Raw genomic sequence first — 11,246 nt, forward strand, 5'->3', positions numbered from 1 at the left:
CCTCGGTTCAGGTGTCGGTCACATGTGGACGACGGGTGCGGCGTCCGCGTCCTGCTCCGGAACCCCGCGCCGGTAGAGCAGGAAGGCGATCAGCGCACCGGCGGCGAAGAAGCCCGCCGACCACCAGAAGGCGGTGGTGTAGCTCTCGATCGTGGCCTGCGCCTGGACCAGCTTGCTGCTCGCGTCCTTCCCGGCCAGGTAGTCGGTCGCGGCGCTCGCGGCCAGCGTGTTCAGCAGCGCCGTACCGATCGAACCGCCCACCTGCTGCATGGCGTTGACCGTGGCGGAGGCCACGCCCGCGTCCTCGGCCGCCACCCCGCCGGTGGCCAGCTGCATCGCCGCCGGCATGACCAGGCCGAGACCGGCGCCGATGATGATCAGCTGGGGCAGCACGGCGGTGAGGTAGGCGGAGTCGTTGCCGATCCCGGTCAGCCACGCCATGCCGACCACGGAGATCGCGAAGCCCAGCGGGACGACGGTCTTCGGGCCGATCCGCGGCACCAGGACGGTCGTGCCGAGCTGGGCCATCACCATCAGCGCGGCGACCATGGGCAGGAACGCCACACCGGTCTTGGTCGGGCTGAATCCCAGGTTGAGCTGGAGGTAGTAGGTGAGGAAGAGGAAGACGCCGAACATGCCCGCGCCGGAGATCAGCACCGCGAAGAAGGAGGCCGCGCGGTTGCGGTCGAGCAGGATGCGCAGCGGCAGCAGCGGGTGCGCGGCCTTGGTCTGCCACCAGGTGAAGGCGGCCAGCAGCACACCGCCGGCGATCAGGAAGCCCCAGGTCTCGGGCGAGCTCCAGTCGTGCGTCTCGGCGTTGGAGAAGCCGTAGACCACGGCGAACAGACCGGCGGCGACGAGGATCGTGCCGGGCACGTCCAGCTTGGAGTTGGCGGCGTCGCGGTGGTTGTTGAGCAGGAACCAGCCGCCGACGAAGGCGATCACGGCGATGACGACGTTGACGTAGAGGGTCCAGCGCCAGTCGAGGGCGTCGGTCAGGATGCCGCCGAGCAGCAGACCCACCGCGCCACCCGCGCCGGCGATGGCGCCGTAGACGCTGAACGCCTTGGCGCGCTCCTTGGCGTCGGTGAACGTCGTGTTCAGGAGGGAGAGCGCGGCGGGTGCGAGCAGTGCGCCGAAGGCACCCTGGAGGGCACGGGCGGTGACCAGCATCTCGAAGTTGGTGGCGGCACCGCCGAGCGCGGAGACCCCGGCGAAACCGACGACACCGATCAGGAAGGCCGGCTTGCGGCCGAAGAGGTCGGCGATCCGGCCGCCGAGCAGCAGGAGCGAGGCGAAGGCCAGCGCGTACGCGGTGACGATCCACTGCCGGTTGCCGTCGGAGAACCCGAGGTCGGCCTGGGCCGACGGAAGGGCGATGTTCACGATGGTCGCGTCGAGGACCACCATCAGCTGGGCGAGGGCGACGACCGCGAGGATCCACCACCGCTTGGTGGTGGCCTCGGGCGACGCCTCGCCCGCGCCCGTCGGGGCGCTCTCGGTCAGGGTCTTCTGGGACATGGCGGAACCACTCCAGGGAAGTCGTTCGGATTTTACGAAGTCGTAAACGAAACTGTTTCGTACACCTTGAGGTTAGAGCACTTTTAGCGAAACGGCAAAGTTTCGATGAGGTGGGAGATCGATTGTGACCGGCGGCACATTCGAGATCGACGGCGCAGGGGATGCGGGCTACCGGTCCGAGCTCGATATGCCTTGACTGGCATATAACTGCGGAGGCATATTGGAGTCATGTCCGACGCCGCGCTCTGGACCGCCCTCGCCGACCCCCACCGGCGGACCATCGTCGCGCTGCTCCTGGAGCGGCCGCGGCCCGTCGGGGAGATCGTGGAGGAATGCGGTCTGAGCCAGCCGAGCACCTCGAAGCATCTGAAGGTGCTCAGGGAAGCGGGTCTGGTCCGGGTCCGGCAGGACGCGCAGCGCCGTGTCTACGCCCTCGACCCGGCCCCGATCGCCGCACTCGACGCCTGGCTGGCCCCCTACCGCAGGCTGTGGAACAACAGCCTGGACGTGCTGGGCCGCCGCCTCGACGAGACCGCGCCGGACGACCCCGAGGAACCCTCTCCGAAGGACTGATCCACCATGTCCGCAGACCTCACCGGCACCTATCTGACCCTGGACGACGGTCGCCCGGCCGTCCGCTTCAGCCGTACCTACGACCATCCCGTCGAGCGCGTCTGGCAGTTCGTGACCGACGCCGACGAGCTTGCCCACTGGTTCCCGTCCCGCGCCGAGATCGACCCGCGCCCCGGCGGGGAGATCAGGTTCAGCGGCGATCCGAACATGGCGGACTCCAAGGGCCGGGTCCTGGCCGTCGACGCGCCCCGGCACCTGTCCTTCGAGTGGGGCGGCGACGAACTCCACTTCGACCTGGAGGCGTTGGACGAGAAGCGCACCCGCTTCACGCTCACCAACGTACTGACCGAGGCCGACACCGCGGCCCGCAACGGCGCCGGCTGGGAGGTCTGCCTGGCCGCCCTGGAGACGTATGCCAACGGGTCGACCAGGAGTCAGGCCCCCTGGAAGGAGTTCTACGACGGCTACGTGGCCGCCGGTGTCCCCTCCGGTGCCCCCGTCCCGGGTCTCGACTGACCTCTCACGCCAGCTGCCGGCGCACCAGCTCGTGCAGTCGCCCGCCCGTGTCCGCGAGCAACTGCGCGGGCGGGCCCTGCTGGGCGACCTTGCCGTCCTCCATCACGATCACACGGTCGGCGTCCAGCACCGTCGAGAGGCGGTGTGCGATGACGATCCGGGTGGCGTGGAGGGCCTTGGTGGACTCGATCACCCTGCGCTGTGTCTCGTTGTCGAGGGCGCTGGTCGCCTCGTCGAAGAACAGGATGCGCGGCCGGCGGATCAACGCCTGCGCGATCATGAGCCGTTGACGCTGGCCGCCGGAGACCGCACCGCTGCCGGACACGATCGTGTGGAGCCCCATCGGCATCCGCTTGATGTCCTCCGCGAGCCCCGCCATCTCGGCCGCCGCCATGACCTCCTCCGGCGTGAACGGCTCGGTCCCGCAGATGACGTCCATGATCGAGCCGTTGAACGGCTGGGCGTGCTGAAGCACCACCCCGCACTGCCGGCGCACCGCCGACTGGTCGAGCGCCGCCAGGTCCTGACCGTCGTACAGCACACTGCCCGAGACCGGCGGATCGAAGCCGATCAGCAGCCTGAGCAGCGTCGACTTGCCGCAGCCGCTGGGGCCGACGACCGCCACGAACTCACCGGGGCGCACCTCGAACGACACGTCGTCCAGCACGAGCGGACCGTCGTCGGAGTACCGGAAGGACAGCCTGCGCGCCTCGATCCCGCCGGACAGCGGACCCGGCCGGGTAGTGGCCGTGCGCACCTCGGGGGCGGCGTCGAGGACCGGCTTGATCTCCTCGAACAGCGGCAGCGCGCCCACCGCCGAGACGAAGGAGCCGGTCAGCTGGGTGACGGAGGTCAGCACCATCGTCACCGAGGTGTTGAAGGTGAGGAACGCCGCCGCCGACATCGAGCCGCGCGCCGGGCCGGCGAGCAGCATGAACATCAGCAGGGTGCAGATGGGCAGATAGACGGCGCCCATCACCGTGGTGAGGTTCTTGATCCGCCCCACCTTCTGCTGGAGTTCCCGGCTGCGCGCGAACTGCGAGGCCCAGGCCGCGTACGCGTAGTTCTCGGCGGCCGCGACCCGCAGCTTGGGCAGCCCGCGCAGGGTCTGGAAGGCCTGGTTGTTCAGCTTGTTGCCGAGCACCACCAGGCGCCGCTGCCAGCGCACCTGCCACAGCCCGAGCCCCAGGAACACCCCGGCGATCACCACGAGCATGCCGATCGCCGCCATCGCCATCGAGGCGCTGTACCAGAACAGCAGCCCCAGGTTCATCGCGCCGACGGTCACCGACTGGGCGACGACCGGCCCCACTCCCGCCAGCAGCCGGCGGATCGAGCTGATCCCCATCGCCGCGCTCGCCAGCTCACCGGTGGACCGCTCGGTGAAGAACTTCGTCGGCAGCCGCAGCAGCCGGTCCCAGACCGCCGGCTGGAGGGTCGCCTCGATACGGCCCTCCAGACGCAGGATGGTCAGGTTCTGCAGCAGCATGAACGCCGCCGCCACGAAGCTGCTGATCATCACCGCGAGACAGACCTGCACGATCAGGTTCGTCTGCGCCTTCGGTACGAACTCGCCGAGGATCTTGCCGGTGGCGATCGGCACGATCGCCCCGATCGCCACGGTGACGAGCCCGCTGAGCAGGAGGTTCGTCAGGTCCCCGCCCATGCCATGCATGCTGAACCGCAGCAGTCTGAGCGGGCTGAGCCGCCGCTCGGGCAGCGGCCGGTAGAACATGACGGCACGCGGCTCGAACTCCTCCGCGTTGGCCTTCTCGATCGGCGTCTCACGGCCCGTCGCCGGATGCACCGCCACATAGCCGCCGCGCCGCCACAGCAGCGCGACCGGCGCACCGGACAGCGCGCGATGGCCCACCAGCGGACCGACGTTGTCCCGCCACCAGCTGCCGTCCAGACGCACGGCCCGGGCCCGTATGCGGGAGGCGAGCGCGATCTGCTCGACCGGGTCGAGACGATCGCTGCCGGTACCGCTCTGCGCCGGGTCGGCGAGCGTGATCCCGGCGGCCTGGGCGACCAGCCTGCACGCCGCGTAGGAGGCGTCCGCGTCGGCGGGCGTCGTGCGCTTGCCCGAGGACTTGCCGATCGACGCGAGCAGGGTCCGGTCGGCCTGCGCGCGGACCGCCTCACCGGCCTTGATGCCCTCGGCCGTCCGGTTCTCGTGGGTGCGTTCCAGCTGCTCGATCCAGCGGTCCAGCGTGGTCAGCAGCCGGTACTGCTGGTCGACCATGCTCTGCCAGATGGCGGGATCCATCAGGAGATCGGCGGCCGCCTCGGCCCCGTACAGCGATCCGTACTGCACGCTGCCCGGCGGCACCTGCATCCAGAACACGTCGTCGTCGGTCACCTCGGCGGCGCGCTCGTTCGCCATCGGCGCCTGGAAGAGGATCGAGAGGCTGCGGCCGACGCCGAGGGCGAGGGCGTACTCCAGCGGGCTCGTCGTCGGCGGTACGTACTGGGGGTTGCCGTACTCGTCGTAGGACCAGGTCTGGGTGTTCGCGGGCTGGTACAGCTCCCGCAGTCCGATGCGGTGGACCACGCAGTCCCTGAGCGGGCGGGCGACCAAGGTGTGCTGGGGACCGGGGCCAGGACCGAGGATCAGAGAGCCCGCTTCCAGGCGGCCCAAGTGGTGCCAGTGGCCCTGCTGTTCGACGTCCACCGCGAACAGGTCCACGGCCCCGGACGCGACCAGCCACAGCACCTGCGGGCCTTCGAGGTCGAGGCGGTTGAACCCCGAGCAGTCGATGGGGGTGCCCATGGCGCCGAGCGCGGTGAGGACGACGTCCCCTTCGTGTGCGGTCGTCATCTCATCGCTCCCTGACCAGCGCCGCGTACGCACCGCCGTGCGCCACCAGCTCCTCGTGCCGCCCGCGTTCCACGATCGTGCCGTGCTGGAGTACGACGATCTCGTCGCTGTCGCGCACGGTGCTGAGCCGGTGTGCGATCACCACACACGCACAGCCGCGCCTGCGGAGGTTGTCCATCACGATCTGCTCGGTCTCCGCGTCCAGCGCGCTCGTCACCTCGTCCAGCACCAGGATGCTGGGGCGGCGGACCAACGCCCTGGCGATCTCCAGGCGTTGGCGCTGGCCGCCGGAGAAGTTGCGGCCGTCCTGCTCGACCCGGCTCTGGATGCCACCGGGGCGGCGCATCACCACGTCGTACAGCGCCGCGTCCCGCAGCGCGTCCACCACCGCCTCGTCCGGGATCGACGGGTCCCACAGCGCCACGTTGTCGCGGACCGAGCCCTCGAAGAGGAAGACGTCCTGGTCGACGAAGGAGACGGAGGAGGCGAGCGCCCCGCGCGGGATGTCCTCCAGGCGCTGTCCGTCGATGCGGATGACACCCTCCCAGGCCGTGTACAGGCCCGAGATCAGCCGGGAGACCGTGGACTTGCCGCTGCCCGAACCGCCGACGAGGGCGACCTGCTGGCCCGGTCCGACGGTGAGGTCGAAGCCGGTCAACAGGGGCTTGTCGAGCGGGTTGTAGCCGAAGGTGATGTTCTGCAGTTCGACATGGCCGTGCAGGCGGCGCGTGGAGTCGCCGGCGCCGGGACGGCCGTAGAGCGGGTCCGCCTGGAAGTTCTCCACGTCCTTCAGGCGGGCCACGTCCGCCGCGAAGTCCTGGATGCGCCCGGCGACTCCGTTGAGCCGGGTGATCGGGGCGGTGAAGCGGGTGACCAGGGCCTGGAACGCCACCAGCAGACCGACCGAGATGCCGCCCTCCACCGCGCGCATGCCGCCGATCCACAGGATCAGCGCGCTGTTCAGCGAGGCCAGCGTCGGGGCGACCACGCCCAGCCAGGCGCTCGGCACGCCGAGCCGCTGCTGCTCCTCCAGCGTGGTGGCGTGCTGTCCCGCCCACTTGCGGAAGTAGCCGTCCTCGCCGCCGGTCGCCTTCATCGTCTCGATCAACTGGAGGCCGGTGTAGGCGGTGTTGGTGAGCCGGGCGCTGTCCGCGCGGAGTTTGGCCGTACGGGTGGCCCGCAGCCGGATGACGACCCGCATGGCGACGATGTTCAGCAGGGCGACGGCGATGCCGACGAACGTGAGCTGCGGATCGTAGGTGTAGAGCAGCAGGGCGTAGAGCACGACCACCACCGCGTCCACGCCCGCCGCCGCGAGGTCGCGGGCCAGCGTCTCGGACACGGCGTCGTTGGACTGGAGGCGCTGCACCAGGTCGGCCGGGCTGCGCTGGGAGAAGAACGTCACCGGCAGCCGCAGCAGATGGCGCAGGAAGCGGGCGCTGGAGAGCGTGGAGGAGATGATGCGGCCGCGCAGCAGGTTCGCCTGTTGCAGCCAGGTGAGGACCAGGGTGAGCAGGACGCACGTCCCCATCGACGCGAACAGCACGCCGAGCAGGGAGGTCTGCCCCCCGATGAGGAACATGTCGATATAGGTACGGCTCAGCGCGGGCACCGCCGCGCCGACCAGCACGAGGAGCAGACTCGCCAGCACCGCGGCCGGCATTGTGCCCGCGGTGCCGCGCAGCCGGGCGGGCATCGCGCCGAGCACCCCCGGTTTGCGCCCGCCCTTGGTGAAGTCGTCGCCCGGCTCCATCACCAGGACGACACCGGTGAAGCTGGAGTCGAAGTCCTCCATGGGCACGAACCGGCGGCCCTTGCCGGGGTCGTTGATGAACACCCCGCGGCGACCGAAGCGCCGGCCCATGCCGTCGTAGACGACGTAGTGGTTGAACTCCCAGAACAGCACGGCCGGCGTCCTCACCCCGGCGAGGGCGGCCGTGTCCATCTGCATGCCCTTGGCGGTCAGACCGTAACTACGGGCCGCCTTGAGGAGGTTGCTCGCGCGGGAGCCGTCACGCGAGACACCGCACGCGATGCGCAGCTCCTCCAGCGGGACGTGCTTGCCGAAGTGGCCGAGCACCATCGCCAGCGAGGCGGCACCGCACTCCACGGCCTCCATCTGGAGGACGGTGGGCGTACGGACGGTCTTCGCCCTGCCCTTGGGGACGGGCCGCTTGGGCGGGGTGGGGCGGCGTCTGCTGCGGGTGTCCTGTGCGGTGCTCACGGCAGCAGCCAATCGACGGGGCGCTGGTCGGCCAGCCGGATCGAACCCGTGGCCACGGTCATGGAGGTCAGGGTGAAGGGCGGCCCGTCCTCGGAGGACCACTTGTAGCCGCTCTTCGTGCCGGACGCCTTGTCCAGCTTCACCAGTACGGCCACCGGCCTGCCGTCCTTGGTGAACTGCTCCCCGAGCTGGCTGTCCCCGAGGAACGCGGAGATCTGCTGCGCCGACTGCGCCGAGCGGTCCACCGACTTCACATGGCCGCGCAGCACGCCGTACTCCTGGGTGGGCACCGAGGAGACGGTGAGATCCACGGCGGCGTGCGCGGGGATGGAGGCCGCGTTCTCGGCGGGCACGTACACGGTGGCGTACAGGGGGTCCTTGGTGTGCGCGACCTTCTCCACGGCGGCGACGTTCGCCCCGGTCTGGATGATCTGCCCGATGGTCGCGGCCAGCGCGGTGACCCGCCCCGCGGCGACCGAGCGGACGACGGAGTCGCCCTGGGACGTACGGACCTTCAGTACGGGGGAGTTGGCCGGCAGTTGCTCGCCCTCCTCGGCGAGGACCGCGGTGACCTGGCCCGCGACGGGGCTCTGCAGGATGTAACTGCCCTGCCCGTGGGTGAGGATCGCGGACGCGCTCACGGTGGAGGCGACCGAACCGGTCACCGCCCACACGGACGCGGCGGCCATGACGACCACGGTCACGGAGAGCGCGAGCCAGCCCTGGGGGCGGGCGAAACGCACCGGAAGGTCGAGCTCCTCCGGTGACTGAAGCTTGGCGAGGGCCTGTTGGCGGAACTGCACGGAACTTTCCCTCACCTGAAAACGACAGTGGACCGGCCCCTGGGAGCCGGTTGCTTCAAGGCATCCGAGAGTCCCGGAGCCGGGAAACGGCTCCGGGACTCACGGCACAAGGCGCGATCAGAGACCGGCGACCAGGTTCGTGACCGGGGCCACGGACAGGCCGGTGACACCCTCGACGGTGCCGACGGCCGTGTCGACCAGGCCGGAAACCGGGGCGATGCCGTCCACCAGGCCGGTGACGGTGCCCAGGGCGTTCAGCTGCAGGCCGCCGGAGACGTTGTCGAGCTCGGCGTCGGAGATCTCGACGGTCTCAACCTGGGGGGTGGAGTTCATGATGGAACTTCCCTTCATATGGATATTCACAAGGGGGAGCGGTGACCCCTCTGGGGACGGCCGCGACCGCAGGCGCCAAGCGCCCGTTTCCGAAGCCCTGTGCGGCTCCTGCGGTGCGATGGATCAAAGCACGCGGCGGCAGTGCCCTTCCAATCAACCAATGGCCTCACTAGGCAACTTGAGCCCCTCAAGCACCGAACCGTGCAGGAGTGCGCACGTCTCGGTGGTGACTTCTTCACACCTGGCGCGTGTTCCGTTCATACGGGCCCTTGCGGCCCGGGCAGCGAATCAGACACTCCCGCCCCAATGACGTACGAGGGTGCGCGGGCTTGTGCAGAACCACTGCGCCCGGTGACTTCGTTGAGTATTGGATGTGCAGATTCCCTGAAGCCAGGATTCGGCACGGAGTTCGGAACGGACCGTTGCTGACCGGTAGCGGACCGTGTCAGCCCAGTAGTGCGTACACCGTGCTCGCACGGGCCGCGAGTTCGCCCGACCCCGCGTCGGTCATCGTGATGTCGGCGAACGCCATGCGCCGGCCCAGCTTGGTGACGACCGCTTCGATCAGGACATCCGAACCGGCCACCGCACGCTGGAACGACGTCGACTGCTGCACCGTCGTCATCGGTCCGTAGGCGCCGCGCGCCCCCGAGATCGCGATCACCGTGGCCGTGTCGGCGGCGGCCATCAGCGCCTGTCCCGACAGTGCCCCGCCCTCCCGCGACAGGCGGTCCGACCAGGGCAGACGCAGGGTGGCGCGGCGGTCGTCCAGGGCCTCGACCGACAGGCCCAGCTCAAGGACCCAGGGGGCGAAGTTGTCGGCGAGGATCTTGTCGGCTTCGGCGGTGGTCATCGTCATATGGGGGATTGTTCCCGCTCCCGGCCCGCCGGACGCGGACCCTGGCCGATTCGCGATTGCGTAAAGAGATTGCCTGCAAACGGAATTGAACGCCCCACGTGACTCCTGCGTACCCACTGCCATCCAGGCGCCCCGACAAGCCGCCGACGACCGGCGGCACTGACCCCGTCCTTCAGGAGGTCGAGTAGTTTGAGTCACAAGCGAATTCCGAAGCGCAAGGCCGCGATCGCAGCGGGCGGCGTGGTGGCGCTCGGAGCAGCCGCAATTCTCCTGCCGCAGGCGAACGCCAACCAGGACGGCTCCTCGGGCCAGGCCGCAGCACCCCAGACCCTCAAGGCATCGGACGCCTCGGATCTCGCCTCGCAGCTCGCCGACCTGCTCGGCGAGTCGTTCGCCGGTTCGTACTACGACGCGGACCAGCAGCAGCTCGTCGTCAACGTCATCCCGGGCGACAACAACAATGTGATCGTCCAGGCGAAGAAGGCCGGTGCGGAGATACGCGAGGTCGACAACAGCCTCGCCGAACTGGCCGCCGGCGCGCAGACGCTGAAGTCCGACGCGACCATCCCGGGCACGGCCTGGGCCGTGGACCCCCGGACCAACAAGATCCTCGTCACCGCAGACAAGACGGTCACCGGCGACAACTGGGACCAGCTGGAGTCGACCGTCCAGACCCTCGGCTCCGGCATGGCGACCATCAAGAAGTCGGCCGGCACCTTCAAGACGTTCCTCTCCGGCGGCGACGCCATCTTCGCCGGTGGCGCCCGCTGCTCGGCGGGGTTCAACGTCACCGCGGGCGACGGCACCCCGGCCTTCCTGACCGCCGGTCACTGCGGGGTCGCCGCGGCGGAGTGGTCCGATGCGGACGGCGGCGCTCCGATCGCCACCGTCGACCAGGCCACGTTCCCCGGTGAGGGCGACTTCGCCCTGGTCAAGTACGACGACCCGGCGACCGTCGCGCCGAGCGAGGTCAACGTCGGTGACCAGACCGTCGCGATCTCCCAGGCCGCGGACGCCGAGGTCGGCCTCCAGGTGTTCCGGATGGGCAGCACCACCGGGCTCAACGACGGCCAGGTCCTCGGACTCGACGCCACCGTGAACTACCCGGAGGGCACCGTCACCGGGCTCATCCAGACCGACGTCTGCGCCGAACCCGGCGACAGCGGCGGCTCGCTGTTCACCCAGGACGGCCTGGCCATCGGCCTGACCTCCGGCGGCAGCGGCGACTGCACGGTCGGCGGCGAGACCTTCTTCCAGCCGGTCACCACCGCCCTGGAGGCGGTCGGCGCGACCCTCGGCGCGGGCGACGCGGCGGGCGGCGGCGAAGAGGCCGGCGCGGGTGACGAGGCCGGCGCCGGTGAGGAAGCGGGTGCGGGCGAGGAAGCCGGTGCGGGCGAGGAAGCCGGTGCCGGTGAAGAAGTCGGCGGCCAGGAGGTCGGCGGTGAAGAAGTCGGCGGTCAGGAGGTCGGTGGCGAAGAGGTCGGCGGCCAGGAGGTCGGCGGCGAGGAAGCCGGCGCGGGCGCGGAGGACGGCTCCTCCGGTCTGACCGAGACGCACTGACCCACAGACCAAAGCGCTCCACCAGCAGTCCACGGA

At 69.8% G+C, this 11,246-nt stretch carries 9 protein-coding genes; 3 read left to right on the forward strand and 6 right to left on the reverse strand.

The features are described 5' to 3' along the window. Positions 1–18: 18 nt before the first annotated feature. Positions 19–1,521 (reverse strand): MFS transporter, encoded by a 1,503-nt coding sequence (locus OHU89_RS43285; RefSeq protein WP_405650825.1) that lies wholly within the window; start codon positions 1,519–1,521, stop codon positions 19–21. Positions 1,522–1,749: 228 nt separating this feature from the next. On the opposite strand from OHU89_RS43285, the gene OHU89_RS43290 reads away from it, so the two are divergent. Beyond that, a complete protein-coding gene (locus OHU89_RS43290; RefSeq protein WP_405650827.1) occupies positions 1,750–2,094 on the forward strand; it encodes an ArsR/SmtB family transcription factor in 345 nt (114 codons plus the stop codon). A gap of 6 nt (positions 2,095–2,100) precedes the next feature. Then, positions 2,101–2,610 carry an SRPBCC family protein gene (locus tag OHU89_RS43295; protein WP_405650829.1) on the forward strand — a complete coding sequence of 170 codons (510 nt, stop codon included), beginning with the start codon at positions 2,101–2,103 and terminating at the stop codon, positions 2,608–2,610. A gap of 4 nt (positions 2,611–2,614) precedes the next feature. Here the strand turns inward: OHU89_RS43295 and OHU89_RS43300 are convergent, their stop codons facing one another. The 5 genes from OHU89_RS43300 to OHU89_RS43320 all read right to left on the reverse strand — a co-directional run bounded on the left by OHU89_RS43300 (position 2,615) and on the right by OHU89_RS43320 (position 9,650). Further along, on the reverse strand, positions 2,615–5,431 hold the full coding sequence (locus tag OHU89_RS43300; protein WP_405650831.1) for an NHLP bacteriocin export ABC transporter permease/ATPase subunit: 2,817 nt from the start codon (positions 5,429–5,431) through the stop codon (positions 2,615–2,617). Between the two features lies 1 nt (position 5,432). Beyond that, positions 5,433–7,655, reverse strand: coding sequence for an NHLP family bacteriocin export ABC transporter peptidase/permease/ATPase subunit (locus OHU89_RS43305; protein ID WP_405650834.1), 2,223 nt, complete (start codon positions 7,653–7,655; stop codon positions 5,433–5,435). Next, complete coding sequence (locus OHU89_RS43310) at positions 7,652–8,458, reverse strand: HlyD family efflux transporter periplasmic adaptor subunit (protein WP_266884596.1); 807 nt, start codon at positions 8,456–8,458, stop codon at positions 7,652–7,654. Before OHU89_RS43310 ends, OHU89_RS43305 begins: the two co-directional genes overlap by 4 nt. Before the next feature lie 117 nt (positions 8,459–8,575). Next, a complete protein-coding gene (locus OHU89_RS43315) occupies positions 8,576–8,791 on the reverse strand; it encodes a hypothetical protein (RefSeq protein WP_046256964.1) in 216 nt (71 codons plus the stop codon). A gap of 445 nt (positions 8,792–9,236) precedes the next feature. Then, positions 9,237–9,650, reverse strand: coding sequence for a PaaI family thioesterase (locus tag OHU89_RS43320; RefSeq protein ID WP_405650836.1), 414 nt, complete (start codon positions 9,648–9,650; stop codon positions 9,237–9,239). 189 nt (positions 9,651–9,839) lie between these two features. On the opposite strand from OHU89_RS43320, the gene OHU89_RS43325 reads away from it, so the two are divergent. After that, positions 9,840–11,210 carry a S1 family peptidase gene (locus OHU89_RS43325; protein WP_405650839.1) on the forward strand — a complete coding sequence of 457 codons (1,371 nt, stop codon included), beginning with the start codon at positions 9,840–9,842 and terminating at the stop codon, positions 11,208–11,210. The last annotated feature ends 36 nt before the right edge of the window (positions 11,211–11,246 follow it).

The organism is Streptomyces sp. NBC_00019 (assembly GCF_045041015.1).
In the GTDB taxonomy this organism is placed as follows: domain Bacteria; phylum Actinomycetota; class Actinomycetes; order Streptomycetales; family Streptomycetaceae; genus Streptomyces.